This window comes from Telmatobacter bradus (assembly GCF_048629425.1).
Taxonomy (GTDB): domain Bacteria; phylum Acidobacteriota; class Terriglobia; order Terriglobales; family Acidobacteriaceae; genus Telmatobacter; species Telmatobacter bradus.
This window is the reverse complement of record NZ_CP184532.1, coordinates 2,409,068-2,425,007: the sequence shown is the minus strand read 5'-3', so window position 1 is coordinate 2,425,007 and position 15,940 is coordinate 2,409,068. Positions and strand designations below refer to the sequence as shown.

At 58.0% G+C, this 15,940-nt stretch carries 15 protein-coding genes; 14 read left to right on the top strand and 1 reads right to left on the bottom strand.

Annotated elements, in window-relative coordinates; translation table 11 throughout:
• The first annotated feature begins 279 nt into the window (after positions 1–279).
• From ACOBR2_RS10105 to pnp, 7 genes are all read left to right on the top strand, one after another.
• Complete coding sequence (locus tag ACOBR2_RS10105; RefSeq protein ID WP_420239889.1) at positions 280–1,158, top strand: flagellar hook-associated protein 3; 879 nt, start codon at positions 280–282, stop codon at positions 1,156–1,158.
• A gap of 117 nt (positions 1,159–1,275) precedes the next feature.
• Positions 1,276–1,500 carry a hypothetical protein gene (locus ACOBR2_RS10100; RefSeq protein ID WP_420239888.1) on the top strand — a complete coding sequence of 75 codons (225 nt, stop codon included), beginning with the start codon at positions 1,276–1,278 and terminating at the stop codon, positions 1,498–1,500.
• 37 nt (positions 1,501–1,537) lie between these two features.
• Positions 1,538–2,539, top strand: a complete 1,002-nt coding sequence (locus tag ACOBR2_RS10095) for a VWA domain-containing protein (protein WP_420239887.1) — start codon at positions 1,538–1,540, stop codon at positions 2,537–2,539.
• Positions 2,540–2,592: 53 nt separating this feature from the next.
• Complete coding sequence (gene parS / locus ACOBR2_RS10090) at positions 2,593–3,000, top strand: type II toxin-antitoxin system Xre/ParS family antitoxin (RefSeq protein WP_420239886.1); 408 nt, start codon at positions 2,593–2,595, stop codon at positions 2,998–3,000.
• Between the two features lie 6 nt (positions 3,001–3,006).
• The gene (locus tag ACOBR2_RS10085) at positions 3,007–3,468 is read left to right on the top strand and encodes an RES family NAD+ phosphorylase (RefSeq protein ID WP_420239885.1); all 462 of its coding nucleotides are present in this window, start codon (positions 3,007–3,009) and stop codon (positions 3,466–3,468) included.
• A gap of 118 nt (positions 3,469–3,586) precedes the next feature.
• Entirely contained in the window at positions 3,587–3,853 is a 267-nt protein-coding gene (gene rpsO / locus ACOBR2_RS10080) for a 30S ribosomal protein S15 (protein WP_420239884.1), read from the top strand.
• Between the two features lie 303 nt (positions 3,854–4,156).
• Positions 4,157–6,586: a polyribonucleotide nucleotidyltransferase gene (pnp, locus tag ACOBR2_RS10075; protein ID WP_420239883.1), complete on the top strand. Its 2,430-nt coding sequence runs from the start codon at positions 4,157–4,159 to the stop codon at positions 6,584–6,586.
• A 728-nt stretch (positions 6,587–7,314) separates the two neighbouring features.
• On the opposite strand, the gene ACOBR2_RS10070 is transcribed toward pnp, so the two are convergent.
• Positions 7,315–8,628: a diguanylate cyclase domain-containing protein gene (locus ACOBR2_RS10070; RefSeq protein WP_420239882.1), complete on the bottom strand. Its 1,314-nt coding sequence runs from the start codon at positions 8,626–8,628 to the stop codon at positions 7,315–7,317.
• A 308-nt stretch (positions 8,629–8,936) separates the two neighbouring features.
• Here ACOBR2_RS10070 and ACOBR2_RS10065 point away from each other — a divergent pair, with 308 nt between their 5' ends.
• The 7 genes from ACOBR2_RS10065 (at position 8,937) to fliF (ending at position 15,726) form a co-directional block, all read left to right on the top strand.
• On the top strand, positions 8,937–9,992 hold the full coding sequence (locus ACOBR2_RS10065; RefSeq protein ID WP_420239881.1) for a GGDEF domain-containing protein: 1,056 nt from the start codon (positions 8,937–8,939) through the stop codon (positions 9,990–9,992).
• 421 nt (positions 9,993–10,413) lie between these two features.
• Positions 10,414–11,169 (top strand): response regulator transcription factor, encoded by a 756-nt coding sequence (locus ACOBR2_RS10060; protein WP_420239880.1) that lies wholly within the window; start codon positions 10,414–10,416, stop codon positions 11,167–11,169.
• A 44-nt stretch (positions 11,170–11,213) separates the two neighbouring features.
• Positions 11,214–12,518: a sigma-54 interaction domain-containing protein gene (locus tag ACOBR2_RS10055; RefSeq protein ID WP_420239879.1), complete on the top strand. Its 1,305-nt coding sequence runs from the start codon at positions 11,214–11,216 to the stop codon at positions 12,516–12,518.
• Between the two features lie 14 nt (positions 12,519–12,532).
• Complete coding sequence (locus tag ACOBR2_RS10050; protein WP_420239878.1) at positions 12,533–12,901, top strand: flagellar basal body rod protein FlgB; 369 nt, start codon at positions 12,533–12,535, stop codon at positions 12,899–12,901.
• 74 nt (positions 12,902–12,975) lie between these two features.
• Complete coding sequence (gene flgC / locus ACOBR2_RS10045) at positions 12,976–13,503, top strand: flagellar basal body rod protein FlgC (protein WP_420239877.1); 528 nt, start codon at positions 12,976–12,978, stop codon at positions 13,501–13,503.
• Between the two features lie 103 nt (positions 13,504–13,606).
• The gene (gene fliE / locus ACOBR2_RS10040; RefSeq protein ID WP_420239876.1) at positions 13,607–13,927 is read left to right on the top strand and encodes a flagellar hook-basal body complex protein FliE; all 321 of its coding nucleotides are present in this window, start codon (positions 13,607–13,609) and stop codon (positions 13,925–13,927) included.
• Between the two features lie 92 nt (positions 13,928–14,019).
• A complete protein-coding gene (gene fliF, locus ACOBR2_RS10035; RefSeq protein WP_420239875.1) occupies positions 14,020–15,726 on the top strand; it encodes a flagellar basal-body MS-ring/collar protein FliF in 1,707 nt (568 codons plus the stop codon).
• Positions 15,727–15,940 lie beyond the last annotated feature (214 nt).

The following is a 15,940-nucleotide window of genomic DNA, read 5'->3' as shown; positions in this document are numbered from 1 at the left end:
TAGCATTTTCGGAATTGCTGTAGACCGAAAGCTGGATGCTAAGTTCCTTTTTCCTCAAGAAAAAGGAACTTAGAACGCCCATTAAAAAGTCTACGTGTATTCCGAAAATGCTCTAACGATTCCCGATGGCCGGATCAACAGTCCAGAGAGTCTGTTCCGGCCAACGACGAAGAACGCCGTCAAGTAGAACAAGCAGACAAAAAAGAGCCCGTTCAGGGCTGAGATCTTCAACAGGCAGGGGTGCAGCGCATGCGGGTAGATCCAAATTATCTCAGTTACATGACGAATTCGCTGGACACGACGCAGGGCGTGGAACAGCAACTGACGCAGGAAATGGCGGGCGGTTCGCGCATCAACGCACTCAGCGACGATCCGGTTGCGGTGGGCGAAAATGTTTCTTTGCTCAACCAGATTCAGCGGTCGGATACATTTACGCAGAATGCCACCGAGGTGCAGGGTCAGTTGCAGGTGGCAGATTCGGCCTTGGGTGGCGTGGTTTCAGAGCTGATGCAGGCCATTACGCTGGCCACCAGCGCCAACGCCGGCACCTTGAGCCCGAGCGATGTGCAATCGGTCTCAAGCCAGCTGGCCGGAGTGCGCGACGAGGTACAGTCGCTGGCCAACTCCAATTACCAGGGGCAGTACATCTTTGCTGGAGGGCAGAGCAACACGGCACCCTTCAGCACCGATGCCAGCACCTCGCCTGCCACCACGACTTACGTAGGCGACAGCAACGTAAACTTCTTTGAAACCCCCGGCGGGCAGAAGATCCAGCTGAATGTGCCGGGCGACCAGATCTTTCAGTCTGGCAATGCCGATGTTTTTGGCGCGCTGAATAGTCTGATTGCCGATTATTCGACCGGAACGGTGAATGCCGCACAGGCAGCGGGTGATATTGCCAGTCTGAATACGGCGCTGAATTATGTATCGCAGCAAAGGGTGACGGTCGACAATTCGATGAACCAGATGACAGCGGCCTCCAATTCCAGCTCCAATATCAATATGCAGCTGACTTCAGCGCAGAACAATCTGATGCAGGCCGACATTGCGTCGGTTGCCACCAAGCTCTCCACCTCGGAGACGCAGTACACGGCCCTCGAAAACATGATTGCCTCGCTCGAAAGCACGAACAAGAGTCTCTTCGAAAAAATTTCCTGAAGACGGCAGGTAAGCAGCAAAAGGCCGGCCGAAGGCGCTTATCGCGTCTTCGGCCTCTTCTTTTGGCGAAGAAAAAACGGCGGGAGCAGCAGCTATACTAGGGGTCGAGGAGATGCCTTGCTCGCCCCCATTCGATTTCTCTGGAATGCAACTCGCGGCCACCGCCTGACCTTCTGGCGCAGTGAATATGTGCGCTGGCGGGTAGAAACCTACACCGGCAAACCGGCCGAGACGCTGACCGCTGCCTACATCATGCAGTTTGCCTGGACCATGCGCTGGGAGCTGCTGCACTATCTGCTCTGGACTGGACAGATTGAGCGGGAAACCGGCCGCAAGGCCTGAGCTGCGAAGGGAACTGGTGCCCATGAGACTCTCTGTGTTGAAGTTGGTCGCCCTGTCTTTTCTGAGTTCATCCTTTCTGTACGCCCAGCAGCTGCCCCCGGCTGAAGCTCCGCTGCCTATGCCGCATGCTCATGCCGATGCGCCCACGCTACACATGAACACTACCGAAGTTCTGGTGCCGACGCTGGTCGAAAAGAAGGATGGCGATGTGGTCTATGGTCTGCGCGCCAACGACTTTGTGGTGGAAGACAATGGCGTAGCGCAGAAGATCCGTGTGCAGGAAGAGATGGACACCGCACCGGTTTCGCTGGTGGTGGCCTTTGAGAACGGCGGCGCCAGTGAGCTGGAGTTCGACAAGCTGGCCAAGCTCGGACCGTTGCTGGACCTGTTTTTGAGCGACCATCGCAGCCAGGTGGCGCTGATGGGCTTTGACTCCGATCAGCAGTTGATTCAGGACTTCACCGGCGACAGCGAAAAGGTGAACGAGGCGCTCAAGCAGCTGCAGCCGGGCGATGGAGGAGCGGCGATTCTGGATACGGTTAGCGCGGCCGTTGACCTGCTGAAGACGCAGCCCAAGGAGTATCGCCGGGTGTTGCTGCTGATCAGCGAGGAACGCGATCATGGCAGCAAGCACATCAAACCGGCTGAGCTGGTGCAGAAGATCGGCGGCAGTGAGGTTCTGGTGTTAAGCGTGAGTTTTTCGCCCATGTGGGCGGAGCTGGCGCACGACGTCAAGGATTCCGGTGACGATCGCACCACGGGCATGTTGCCGGCCCTGCTGGCCATTGTTCAGGGCTTCCGCAAGAACATCGCCAAGGAAGTTGCCCAGATGAGCGGTGGCGAGTATCTGACCTTTACCGGCGACAAAAGATTTCAGGAGCAGGTGATGCGGGCTGCCCGTCACGCCCGCAACCGCTATCTGATCACCTTTAGTCCATCAGACCCGACGCCAGGGCTGCATACCCTGCGCGTACGCACGGCTGAGAATTACGGAGCCAAAGTAGTGGCCCGCGCCAACTACTGGCTGGAAGAGCAGTAAGAAAAATCGCTCATAGGGACATTTTGCCTCTTTTTCTGTGGCACAATGTCCCCATGAGCTTGGCCGTACACATCCCGGTTCCTCCGTCTGCGCTCTTTCAGGTCGATCTGGAAGCAGCAGAGAAGGGAATTCCACTTTCCGTGTTGGAGGAGTTTTCCGCTGCCTCCGGCATTGTGCTGAAGGATCTGCTGGATGTGGTCATTCCCGCCCGAACGCTCAAGCATCGGCGGGCGCGCAAGGAAGCCTTCAATCTGGATGAATCCGACCGTCTGGCGCGGGTGCTGCGGCTTTACGAGCAGGCAGTCCGCGTCTTTGGCCAGCCGGAGAAGGCGCGGCACTGGTTGCTGCAGCCCCAAAAACGTCTGGAAGAGCGCACGCCTCTGGCCATGATGCGCTCTGAGATCGGTGGGCGCATGGTGGAAGAGTGGCTCATTCAGATCGATGAAGGCATGTTTGCGTAATCCTCCATGGCGACCTATTGGCGAATCAGCAATCATACGGATTTGAGTGGTGAGGGTGGCCGTTACGCCTCATCCCGCTGGCACAGCAGAGGTTCCAGGATTGTCTTTCTGGCCGAGTCACCGGCTGCTGCCCTGTGCGAGGTCCTGGTCCATCTTGAATGCGACATGGAAGCGATTCCAGACTCGCATACGCTGCTGAAAATATCAGCTCCCGATGCTTTGCCGGTCCATCTGATCGATCCCACAGAACTTTCTGACTGGCACAGCAACGAGCGAGGGACGCGGAGCCTTGGGGATGGCTGGCTGCGCAGCTGTGCGACGGTTCTGGCCCGCGTTCCATCGGCGGTCGTTCCGTATACGTGGAATTATCTCCTGAACCCTGCGCATCCCGAGGCCCTGCAGCTACAGATTGTTGAAAGCTGCAGGGAAAAATGCGACAGCCGTCTCTTCCGATTCGAGCCACGCTGAAAATAAAGATGTTTTCCTTGATCCTCCAGAGCGAGGGCATAGCCTTCGGGGGGGCTTTCATGGTAATCTCACTTCAGACACTGAAGAGTGGACTGAGAAAAAGAGGAGTACTGACGCCGTGCTGGCGACTGCTAAGAAAACCGAACTCATCGAACGCTTCCGCACTCACGCAACGGATACCGGATCGCCCGAAGTACAGATCGCGGTTCTGAGTGAGCGCATTGGCGAGCTGACCGAACACTTCAAAACCCACAAGAAGGATCACGCCTCACGTCGTGGCCTCCTGCAATTGGTCAGCAAGCGCCGCCGCCTGCTGGATTACCTGAAGTCGCACGACACGGACCGCTACCGCGACGTGATCGGCAAGCTCGGAATCCGCAAGTAGAACTCAGAAAGAAAATTTTGACCCGGAAGCGCCCAGACCGGAATTGGGCCACAACCAGACTGAGTCTGGAACCCGTGGCTGTGGTGTACCTGGCAAACCTGCTGAGCCGCCAGGGCCTGCGCATCTCCATTGATTGCGCACGGTCCGGCGGCTTTGGCATGTCTGGAACCTGCAAGGCTCCGTGCAGCCAGCGCGCTACTCTCCGGTTTGTGCGCCACCGGTATGCCGGCGGCCCCTGTGAGGTCGTCCCGGGCGTATCCCCTCTACAAGTTTCCCAAGCGAACAAACGAAACGAGGAATACTATGTCTAAGCAAGAAGTAGCTGTCGAGCTTGCCGGCGGCAAACGACTGGTCTTTGAGACCGGACGCATGGCCAAGCAGGCCAGTGGTGCCGTGCTAGTTTCCACGGGCGAGACCGTGGTGTTGACTACCGCAGTAGCCTCCAATGAGCCGCGCGAAGGAATCGACTTCTTTCCCCTCACTGTTGATTATCGTGAATATACCTATGCAGGTGGACGCATCCCCGGTGGCTTCATCAAGCGTGAAGGCCGCCCCAGCGAGAAAGAGATTCTGACCGCTCGCCAGATTGATCGTCCTATCCGTCCGCTCTTCCCCGCGGGATTCCGCAACGAAACCCAGGTCATCGCTCTGGTATTCTCGGCCGACAAGGAAAACGATCCTGACGTGGTTGCCATCAACGGCGCCGCCGCCGCTCTGGCCCTCAGCGACATTCCCTTCAGCGCCATCGTGGGCGCGGTCCGTATTGGCCGCGTGAACGGCGAGTTCGTGGTGAACCCCACTTACACCGAGCGCAAGGAAACCTCCATCAATATCATGGTTGTCGGCCACAAGGACGGCATCGTGATGATTGAGTCGGGCGCCAAGGAAGAGACCGAAGAGGTCATTCTGGCGGCCATCGAGTTTGGTCACGAGCAGATCAAGAAGATCGTCGTTGCCATCGAAGAACTGGTTGCCAAGGCCGGCAAGAAGAAGCGCACTTTTGTTGCGCCCGAGTTCAACGAGGGATACTACGAAGAGCTGAAGACCAAGGTTGGCGACCGTCTGAAGGACGCGCTCGACACCAAGACCCATGAGAAGCTGGAGAGCTATGCGCTCGTCAAGCAGATCAAGGACGAACTGGTTGCTGCTCTGCCGGCCGATGAGCCGGATGCCAAGAAGAAGCTCAACACCTACTACGAAGCTCTGCGTGAGCGCATCTTCCGCGAGCAGGTAACCAAGGACCGCATCCGTCCCGATCGCCGTGGCTTTGACGAGATTCGTCAGATCACCATCGAGACCGGCGTTCTGCCCCGCACCCACGGTTCGGCTCTGTTCACCCGTGGTGAGACGCAGGCTCTGGTTACGGCAACTCTGGGCACGATCGATGAAGGTCAGCGTTTGGAGAGCTACGAAGGCGAGCAGAAGAAAAGCTTCATGCTGCACTACAACTTCCCGCCCTTCAGCGTTGGCGAAACGGGCCGTATGACGGGTGTTGGACGCCGCGAAGTCGGTCACGGTGCCCTGGCGGAACGCTCCATTACCGCTGTTTTGCCTGATGCCAGCGAACAGCCTTACGCCATCCGCATTGTCAGCGACATTCTCGAGTCCAACGGCTCGTCGTCGATGGCTTCGGTGTGTGGCGCAAGTCTTGCACTGTATGACGCAGGTATTGCACTCAAGGGTGCTGTGGCCGGTGTGGCCATGGGCTTGGTTAAGGAAGGCGACGATTACGCCATCCTGACCGACATTGCCGGTGCCGAAGATCATTACGGTGACATGGACTTCAAGGTGGCCGGTACCCGCAAGGGCATCACCGCCCTGCAGATGGACATCAAGATCGGCGGTCTGACCCGCGAGATCCTGCAGCAAGCTATGGAGCAGGCTCGTCGTGGTCGTCTCTTCCTGCTGGACAAGATGGATGCCGTGATCGACGGCCCCCGTTCGGAGCGTTCGCAGTATGCGCCCCGCATTGAGACCATCCAGATTCCTGTCGACAAGATCCGCGACCTGATCGGCAAGGGCGGCGCCACTATCCGTGGCATCGTCGAGCAGACCGGCGCCAAAATCGATGTCGATGACACCGGCAAGGTCAGCGTGGCTTCAAGCGACGCCGAGGGTCTGAAGAAGGCTCTCGAGATCATCGGCAACATCGCGGCTGTTCCTGAGATCGGCAAAACCTATCTTGGCAAGGTGGTTCGTCTGGCTGAGTTTGGCGCATTCGTCGAGCTCTTCCCGGGCACCGACGGCCTGCTGCACATCAGCGAAATCGCCGAGCACCGCGTCAAGGAAGTCAAGGACGAGCTGCGCGAAGGCGATCAGGTAATGGTGAAGGTTCTGGCCATCGAAGGCAACCGCATCAAGCTCAGCCGCAAGGCGCTCATCAAGGAGCAGAAGGCCAAGTTGGCCGTCGCCGCTCCTGCGGAAGGTGCTGAAGAGACTTCGGAAGTTGTTGAAGCTGCCGAAGAAGCTCTGCGTGCTGCCAAGCAGCGCAACGAGTTCGAAGAGCGTCAGCCGCAGTCGAATCAGAGCACGATCCTGATCGAAGGCGGAGACGACTTCGACGATGAAGATGGCGAAGAGTTCGACGAAGAGACCGAGCCGAACTTCAACCGCGCCGATTCCACGCAGCCGGATCAGCCTGCTCAGCCCGGTCGCCCGGCCGCTGCTGTGCAGAACCGCCGCCGCCGTCGCCGTCGTCCCGGTGGACGCGGACCGGCCGGTAGCCAGGCCTAAATCCTGCTAGTACACAAAAAGAACCCGGATTCCTTAGGAATCCGGGTTCTTTTTGTTTTAGGGTGTACGTCCAAACAGAAGAGCCCGGGAAGCCAGTAAAACGTCCAGTACTCTCTCACTGTTCTTGTTGCATAAAGACGACGTATACTCTTTGGCAAAGCTAATGGCTTAAAGTGGAGGCAGCAAGTTGCGATCGATATTTGTCGGCTTGTTTCTTTGTGCGAGCGTTGTAGCCATGTGCCAATCGGCGCTACCCACTCTCAAAACACATCAAGGAGAGGAAGAGAACGCGCAAGCTGTACAGCCACGGACGAACTGCAAGAGTGCCCTGCCGCGCATCTCAGAATCGAGCTTCGCACCGCTCAAAAAAGGACTTCGGTCCAGTTCGCTAACAAGCTGGCCTTCGAACACCGCACAGGCTGATTCGAAGAACAGAGTGCATTCGTCCGTTTTGAGCTTTGATGCGCAGACAGATTCGAAGCTTTTCGCCTCCCTGTCGCTCTCAAACTCGAAAGAGAAGTCTTGCACGCTGTTAGCCCAGAACGAAGGACTCAAAGCTGATTTAATGCCGGTTCGGCATGAACCCCGCGCGAAAATGGTACCAATTCCGACTCAGTGGCCCAACGCGAAATGGGAGCCAATTCCTACTGAATGGTCAAACATCAAAATGGTGCCTGTAACCTTCCAACCCGCTACGCAGACGCCAAAGCAAGCACCCTTAAAATAAACTAGCGATCGAAAGCCGTGGCTGTAGGTCCAGGATTCAGTACATTGCCTGCGGATTCAGACTGTTCGCGGAGCAGATGCGTCTGGCGTTTGGAATCGTACATCTTGCGGTCAGCCAGGATGCAGAGGTCTTCTCCCGTGCGGGCGTCTTCCGGGTACATGGCAATGCCGATGCTGGCTCCGCTGCGAACGATCTGTCCATCCAGAAGAATGGGCTGCGCCAGCAGTTGTCTGAGCGCGTCAGAAACCTGCTGGGCTCCGTCCAGGCTGATGTTTTCTTCGAGTAGAATCGAGAACTCGTCGCCGCCTGTACGGGCCAGGGTGTCACTGCGACGCAGGCGGCCAAGAAAGACCTCGCCCACGTGCCTGAGCAGCAGGTCGCCCATGTGGTGGCCCATGGTGTCATTGACCTGCTTGAAGTAGTCCAGATCAATCAGCAGCATTGCCATCTGTTGCTGGCAGCGGCGAGAGCGCTCAATGGCGTTGTTCAGCCGGTCCTGAAAGAGTCTGCGATTGGGAAGTCCCGTGAGTTCGTCGTGCAGTGCCAGGTACTTGTTGTAATCAATCTGGCGCTCAAGCATCAGCAGGATCATCGAAGCGGCCACAACATACTTGGGTAGATTCCAGACCTCGCTCTCAATGTGAAGGCTTGGGAAATAAGCATGCTGCAGGGGACCTAGCACAAAGACCATTGCCCAGGAAAAGAAGCCGGCAATGGTAACGAATGTACCTGTGGTGAGCTTTTTGTTAAACAGACAGAAGTGCAGAGTGCAGTTCAGATAATAGGTAAAAAGAATGGCGTTGATGGCCAGATCGATCCCGTCGGGCCGGTGTTGCGTAAAAAGCAGAAAGACCGTCAGTATGCTCTGCATGCTGACCACCGTCCAGCGCAGGCTGCTTTGGAAGCGCGGCAGCGTACTAAGAGCAATGGCCAGAGGTGGAACGCCAAAAAGGAACGTGGCGGGACCAAGCAGGGGACTGGAAGGAAGAAAAATGAGCAGGGCCAAATAGAGCGTGCTGGCCACCAGCATCGAAGTGCTCATCCAGAGCCGGGTGGGCTCGTGACGGTAGGGAACCATGGCGCTCATGAACAGGACGGCAGCCCAGGTGAGCGCGGCAGCACAGATCCAGTTAAAGAGGAGACCGAGAATGCCGGGCAGTCCGGTGAAGATGGTCGCGGCAAAGTGTAGCGCGATCACGCTCCAGCCACTTAGCCAGAGTCCGGAACCGGGATGTTCATGATGCTTGGCAACGGAGGCAAATGCGCAAATCAGCAGCGCAACTGCAGCCAGATCCGGTAACGAACCGTAGTCCACTTCAGGCCTCGATCGGAAAGTATGCCTCTAGTATGGGAGCGGCACAATAAAAGTCTATGGGGAAAACAGGGAAATTTATACTTACTGAGATTCAAAGGTAATAAGGAAAACTCCGTTCTGGGAACAACGTCTGATGCTGAGAATCTGCAAATGGAAAGAAAATTTAATCTATGTTCCTGATTTTCAATTACATGAATATAACTATGGTTGGTCAGGGTTAAGGAACGCCGCAGATTGCCGATAAGCTTGGCGGATGTAGCCGATGCACAATGCAAGACTCGCTTGAGGCTTCATCTCGGCGGTGAAGCATGATTTCGCTGAAGAAGTACCTCGAATCGACCTCGTCGGTTCAGGCTGTTGCCACTTCCCTGGACGCAAATGACTTTGCGACCCTCGTGCTGGCAGCTTACGGCGCAGCCCTGTTGCAGATGGGCTACTCCAGCATGGATGCCTGCCCAGGCATTGGGGATAGCCTGTACCGGCAGATGGACGAACACTCCCGTTCCCTGACCGCGCAACTTGGCTCCCGGCAGATTGCAGAAGGCGATGTGCTGGTCCGCAGCCTGATCCAGCAGTGGGGGCAACAGGTTGCCCGCCATTACCAGGAAAAAAGTGAAGAGGTCAAGGATCTGCTGCTGACCATGGTTGGCACCGCGGAAGCGGCCGGAGCCCGCGATCAGCGTGCCGCCGAACAGATTCACACGGTCACCGAACGCCTGCGGGCCGTGGCCTGCCTGGAGGATCTGACCCAGATCCGCGCCTCCATCGAATCCACGGCGGCCGAGCTGAAATCCTCGATTGATCGCATCTCGGCCGAAGGCAAGGCCGCCATGGACCAGTTGCGCAAACAGGTGAATACCTACCAGACCAAACTGGAAGAAGCCGAGCAGGTGGCGCTACGCGATGCACTGACGGGAGCACGCAACCGCCTTTGTGTGGAAAAGATCATGCAACGCTTTATCAAAGAAAACAAAAAATTCTCCGTCGCCATCATCGATATTGATCTTTTCAAACAAGTCAATGACCAGCATGGCCACCTGGCCGGCGATCAACTACTCAAACAATTCGCTCAGGAGATGGGTTCAGCCTGCCGTTCAACCGATATTGTGGGTCGCTGGGGCGGAGATGAGTTTATCTTAGTCTTGGAATGTGGCACAGAAGATGCCCAGACGCAGATCGAAAGACTCAGCCGATGGGTATGTGGCAGCTACGTGCTAGAGGGAAAGGCCGGGCAGATCAACCTGGCCGTGCATGCCTCCATGGGCCTGGCCGAACACCTTCCGGAAGAACCGCTTGAGAAGCTTCTGGCGCGCGCCGACGAGGCCATGTACAAGAACAAGTCCGCAACGCGCGCAGCCCATTAAACACAGCCTGAAATCGCATTTTCGGCAAGCCTGTACGGATCCCCTCCGCGCAGGCTTTCTGGTTTTCAACCAGCGCCGAAGCGGGTTCCGAAGCAGGAAATTCTCAGGCTTCGGAGATGACTTCCGCGCCCTTGTTTTTCGTCCTCCCGCCCAAGTACTTGAAGCCAAAAGAACAGTTGTGGGAGTGGCAAGTTTCACTCTGAAACCACTTTGGAACTCATTCCCGAAGCTGTGCCGAAGCTGTACAGTCCCTCTTGCATTTTCTCTTTCTAATCTTGTGTTCAGTTTCAGCTCAGGAGATGTTGGAGGAGGGTAATTCTTTAACAACCGCTTAAGCAGGGTGTGCGGAAGAAAAGAATGTCCTCAAAAACGGAAGCTGTGATTGTAGGGCATGCAGGTTTGCCCATAGAGAAAGGCCCACATGAGGTTATTGGTAGCAGAAGATGACAAGGCGCTGGGAATGTTTCTCAGCCGGGGTCTGGAAGCTGACGGACACCGCGTACGCCTGGCATATGACGGCGGCACTGCAGTCGAGGCATTCCGGCAGGAGATGCCGGATCTGACGATCCTCGACCTGAATTTGCCGGTGAAGGATGGCGAACAGGTGCTCGACGAAGTTCGGGCCATCGATGCCAACCTTCCCGTCCTGATTCTGACGGCACGCCAGGAGGTGGAAGCGCGCGTGCGCTGCCTCGATCATGGCGCAGACGATTTAATGATCAAGCCCTTCAGCCTGCACGAGCTGCGGGCCCGTTGCCGGGCTCTGCTGCGGCGCAAGCGTGAAGCCCGCCTGCAGCTGCGGGCCGGCGACCTCGAGCTGGACCGTCTGGACCACTCCGTACGTCGCGCCGGACAGTCGCTGGAGCTGACGAACAAGGAATTCTCCCTGCTCGAGCACCTGATGATGAACCGCGGACAGTGCGTCTCCCGCGTGGAACTGCTCGAAACGGTCTGGAACATGGAGCCGACGCAGACGACCAACATCGTCGATGTCTACGTCAACTACCTGCGCCGCAAACTGAAAGATCCACCTCCAGGCCATCTGATTCGCACCGTGCGTGGTCGTGGTTACCTGGTTCCCTCTGATGCTGAACTGGCGCTGTCGGTCGCCAGCAACCCGATGCCCCTGAACACTGGCCTTGCCTTGAGCGCGCCCGTTGTGATGGAAGTTCACTGATTTATCCGCAATCGAAGGCCCCGGTTGGGCCAGGAGAGTTTTTCATGCAGCCAGCAATGGTACCCAATTCCCCAAACCAGTTGACCAATCGCCAGCATCTGCGCACGGCTCTGGTGGCCAGCGCCGATCACAGCTTCCGCCAGAGATTGTCCCAGATCCTGTCCGGCCTGCGCTGGCAGGTGCGTGAGGCAGGTTCAGGCGCCGAGGCCTGGGCCGAGGCCGAATCGGCCGCGCCCGAGGCGGTGATTGTAGACTCCTGGCTCCCGGATCTTGAACTCAACGAATTCCTCGACGACTTCCGCATCCAGTTTCCGCAGGTGGATCTGGTGGCGGCCGGTTCCGGTTCGATCAGCGAAAGTCCGCGCGGCCCCTATCGTCAGGAGCTGCTCTACGCGCTGCGCCGTTCGCAGGATTCCGACACCGCCAGCTGGAATGCCGCACCCACCATGGAAGAGGTCAATGCCGCAACCAATGCCGCCAGCGAGGCCATTCGGGCCTTGCCGCCGATTTCCAGCCATATACCACTGCCTCTGGCCGTGGCCTTGCGCCCAGAAGTAGCCGGTGCCCAGTCCGATCAGGCTCTGGCTGACCGTCTTCCGCAGCTGATCGGCAATGCTCCGGTGATGCTCGAAGTCAGCCGCCGCATCCGTCTGGTGGCTCCGCGCATGACCCCGGTGCTGATCGAAGGACCCACCGGATCAGGCAAGGAGCTGGTGGCCGAGGCCCTGCACCGGCTCTCACCGCGCAGCCGCAAGCCCTTTGTTGCCATCAACTGCGCCGCAATTCCTGAAGCGTTGCTGGAAGCCGAACTCTTCGGCCACACCCGCGGAGCCTTTACCGGTGCCGTACAGGGCCGGGTGGGACGCATCGAATCCGCCGATGGTGGCACGCTCTTTCTGGACGAGATCGGCGAGATGCCGCTGGCTCTGCAGTCAAAGCTGCTGCGCTTTGTCGAGTGCGGTGAAATCCAGCGGGTGGGCGACAACGAGACTATCAAGGTGGATGTGCGGATTCTGGCCGCAACCCACCGGCCGCTGGCCCAGCATGCTGCAAACGGCAGCTTCCGTTCGGATCTTTATTACCGCCTGGCGGTCTTTTTGATTCGCACCCCGGCGCTGGCCGACCATCTGCAGGATCTTCCCCTGCTGGTGGAACACTTTCTGGAGAAGATGGGGCGCGACACGCCGGTCAAGCGTCTGGATGCTTCAGCGCTGTCCAAGCTGGGCGCGCACTACTGGCCGGGCAATGTGCGGGAACTGGCGCATGTGCTGGAGCGGGCCGTCATTCTGGCCGGCGATGCGCCCCAGCTGACCGCCGCCGAGGTCGACTTCGGCCTTTCGATCAACTAGCTGGAGAGAGTGCAATGAACATAGGAGTGGAAACCCGGATGGGCGAGCAACTCGCCCGTTATATGGATCTGGCCAATGACCAGGTCAAGCTGACGGCGGTCAATATGGCCAATGTCGATACCCCTGGCTACCGGACTTTGGGCATGGACTTCGAGGCCGAGATGCGTACGGCGCTCGGCGAAGCGGCAGAGGGCAAACCAGCCCACCACGTCGCGGTCCAGCAGGTGGACGGGCTGATTGCCCGGCCGGACGGCAACAACGTTTCCATGGACCACGAGAGTTTGAACATGGCCGAGGCCCAGTTACGGTTTAAAACCGGTGTGGCCATGCTGCGGGCCGAACACCAGCGCATCCTTGATGCGATTCACGCAGCCGACAAGTAGCGGAACAGAGTACTGATAGCGGACGGCTGCGAGCGGAAAACTGACAGCTAGTCAAAACAGGAGGGAGAGACGCGATGAACCTGTTTGCCATGATGGAAACTTCAGGTGGAGCGATGCAGGCCGAGCGCATGCGGGCTGAGGTGGTAGCGGCCAATATGGCCAATGCGGAAACGACCAAGACGGCCGAAGGTGGTCCCTACAAGCGCCAGCATGTTGTTTTTGCAGCCAATCAACCGGATGGCAGCTTTCTGGATTCCATGAATTCTGCCACCGGGCAGCAGTTGGGACAGATTCCGGTGGTGGGAGCCCAGAGCTTTCAGGAGAGCAACTATATTGCTCAGTTGGGCGGTGGCAAGAACTCGGTGGTGCCGGGCGTGCATATTGCCGCCGTCGTCGAGGACCAGTCCCCGTCGCTCAAGCGTTACGATCCAGGCCACCCCGACGCCGACGCCAATGGCTACGTCTCTTACCCGGACATCAATCCGCTAACCGAGATGGTGGACCTGATGGGCGCTACCCGCGCCTATGGTTTGAACGGCTCGGCGGTGCAGGCAGAAAAGACCATGATCAGTTCGGCTCTGGACCTGGCCAAAAACGGCTAGAGCAGTAATTGCCAAGGCAAAAAACAGGGATAGAGCAACCGTAGAGCAACTTATTTTACGGATCAACTAGAACGCAGTAGAGAGCAGAGGAGAGGACGCACAGATGCTCGATGCAGTGCAGGCAGTGAACACGGCGGCGACGGCAGCAGGACAGACGATGGGCGCGACACCAACCAGCTTTCAGGCAGGTACGGGTTCGCCAGCAACTCCCTTCAGTCAGTTGATGACCGACGCCACAGAATCGGTTCAGCAACTGGAGGATCAGGCCCATCAGACCATGCAGGGACTGATGAGCGGTTCGGGCGTGGATGTGCACCAGGCAGTCATCGCGCAGGAAAAGGCCAGCATGGCCTTTGAGCTGGCGCTTTCGGTTCGCAACAAGGCCGTAGCGGCCTATCAGCAGGTTATCGGAATGCAGTTCTGATTTTTCAGGTGTGCATCAAACGCATTTAAAGTGCGCTGGCAGAAAAACAAGAGCGGAGATCAGCCCGCAAACAACGGGAAACGGTAGAGCAGATGGCCACTGGCACACAACTGGAAAAGAGCGCCCCCGCCCAGCCCCTTCCGGCAGGACTGGTGGGCAAAATGTCCGCACTGTGGACCTTGGGTAAGGTGCGCTGGGCGGGACTTCAGCCAAAACAGAGAACGGGATTGATCGGCGCTGGCGCCCTTCTGGCATTGTTAGCCGCCGGTTTGCTCTGGTATGCATTGCGGACAGACTGGAGGACACTCTATACCGGGCTTGAGTCGGAGGATATTCGCGCCACCAGCGTTGCACTCAGCCAGGCCGGAATTCCTTTTGAGCCGACCCCCGATGGTGGAGGGATTCGCGTACCGGCACAGTATCTGGACAAAGCCCGCCTGCTTTCGGCTGGCAAGGGAAGCGCCAAGAGCGGTCGTCTGGGCTTTGAGATTTTCGACAAACCAAATTGGGTAGGATCGGAGTTCGACGAGCAGGTCAATTATCAACGTGCGCTGGAGGGAGAGCTGGAGCATACGGTTTCAACCCTCTCCGATGTTTCTTCCGCTCGCGTGCATCTGGTCATGCCGCACGATTCGCTCTTCCGCGATCAGGATCGCCCGGCCAAGGCTTCCGTCATTCTGAAGTTGCGCAAGCGTTCTCTGGCTGAGGGGGAACCGGATGCAATCCGCAATCTGGTGGCTTCGGCCGTCGATGGATTGTCGCCGGAGCGGGTGGTGCTGGTCGATGCCGATGGCAATCTGCCGCTGGGCCCAAAGACGGCCGAGGCACTGCGCCAGACGGCGGAACAGAACCTGGAAGAAAAACTGATTGCCACGCTTGAACCGGTGACCGGATCGGGAAATGTGCGGGCCTCCGTCACGATGGATTATGACGATGCCGCCACTGACACAACGCAGGAGAGCTATGATCCCGACAAGACCGTAACCCTCACCATGCAGCGCACCGAGCAGAATTCTGGTGCTCAGGCGCTGGCAGCGGGCGTACCCGGAACGGCTTCGAATGCGCCTAACACGCAGGCCTTGCCGGTCTATCCGCAGCAGTCGACCGGACCACAGCAGGCTCGTTCGGAGGCAGGTACCTACGGAGCATCCAAGACCGAGCGTCATGTGGTGGAAGGCCCCGGCAAGGTGCGGCGCATGACGGCGGCCATTGTCGTCAACGACCGCATGATGCAGCCGGCCACCAAGAACAAGGCGGCGGTCTTCCAGACGCGTACCCCCGATGAGATTCGCACGCTGACGGCGCTGGCGCAGGCTGCAGTGGGCTTTGATCCAGCCCGTGGCGACATGATCACGGTGCAGGATCTCTCCTTTGACGATAATCGCCTGCAGCAGCCCGAGCCTTTCTGGCAGCAGCTGCTCAAGCAGGCCGAGAGCTTCCCGGTGCTGATCAAGTATCTGGCGTTGCTCTTGGGCTTGATGTGTGTGCTGCTCTTCGGTCTGCAGCCCACGCTTCGCCGGCTCTTCCATGAGCCTAAACCGGCCAAGGTGAAGGATATGAAGGAAAAGAAGGGCAAGGGCGCGCTGAAGGGTGCCAAGGGCGAGGATGGCAAGGAATTGCCGGAGAACGTCGCGGCAACCGGCGAAGCGGCACCGCAGGCATTGAAGACCCCCCAGAGCGAAGAAGCGGAGCGGGAACGCACCCGCGCCCAGGAGATCTTCGAGCAGGTGGCAACGCACCTCAAGCGCGAGCCTACCCAGAGTTCGCGTCTGCTGCAAAGTTGGATTCATTCCGACTAAAGCGAAACCAGGGTTGGTGTATCCCGAAAGCACGGAGCATAGGTCGACGCGACCATCAGGGAGTGGCGACCTATGCCCAGAAGTCAATAGGGCACAGGGACTCTGGTTTCACTCAAGCAGACTTTGCCAACAGGTGGGTGGGGGGCTGATTCAAAGCAGCGGTGGGGCTTTGAATCAGACCGAAACAGGGAAGCTTCGCAGAAGAGAGCATTTC